This is a genomic window from Dellaglioa sp. CoH-55-MRSF-8, assembly GCF_056782195.1.
On record NZ_JBXAYH010000035.1, the window covers coordinates 1 to 696 of the forward strand.

The window sequence follows — 696 nt, forward strand, 5'->3', positions numbered from 1 at the left end:
ACCGTGACTTCCGCGTCAACTACCTGATCGTTGGAGATGTGGCCTGTCAGTCGAGTGACTTGTTCGATCGTAAGCAGGTACATTTGCGTACTGTATGCGGCTCTGCGCAAGACCCGAAGGTAGCTCGACGCCGGATGAGTGAGATTGAGGCCTCGGGTGTGGCACGAAATCTTGAGATCGTTCCGTGCACCAACCGTCGTGCGGAGCAGTCCCCGCAAAAGACACTCAAGCAAAAACAGCTAGAGGAAAAGATTGAACGAACTCGCAAGAAACTTGCCGAACTGGAACAGCAACGAGCGGGGAGCGCTGCCTAGTATGGGCCCGGGACGCACGGACGTTGTGGCTGTAGTATCTATCTGTATCACTGCTGTATTGGTCATCGCGCTACATATGTTCGCACGATAAACAAAAGCCCCACCAACTGTCTAGGTTGGTGGGGCTTTTTCATTTAGACCAGCGGTGCGATCGATACGGCGCGTGCCGCATTGTACATGGAGCTGTGGAGGTCCAAACCTACTGTGGCCAGTGCTCGCTGAAGACGTGCGTCTGTGTCCCCATCGAGCTGCACTGTATTGTGGACCGCTGTCACCTGCTTATAGGTGCGTGCCAAAGTCCGGCCTATCCAATCTGGCGTTATCAGGAGCACCGCGTCACCTGTCGTGAGCGCATCGATCACGCGCTCGTGCGCCGGGCCTT

General features: G+C 55.7%; 2 protein-coding genes. One reads left to right on the forward strand and one right to left on the reverse strand.

Annotated features, from left to right (window positions below; translation table 11 throughout):
• On the forward strand, positions 1 to 314 hold a 314-nt coding region (locus AC1RPW_RS07750; RefSeq protein ID WP_481769403.1), incomplete at its 5' end, for a hypothetical protein.
• Positions 315 to 448: 134 nt separating this feature from the next.
• On the opposite strand, the gene AC1RPW_RS07755 is transcribed toward AC1RPW_RS07750, so the two are convergent.
• Positions 449 to 696: hypothetical protein (locus tag AC1RPW_RS07755; protein ID WP_289858580.1), on the reverse strand; the 248-nt coding region annotated here is incomplete at its 5' end.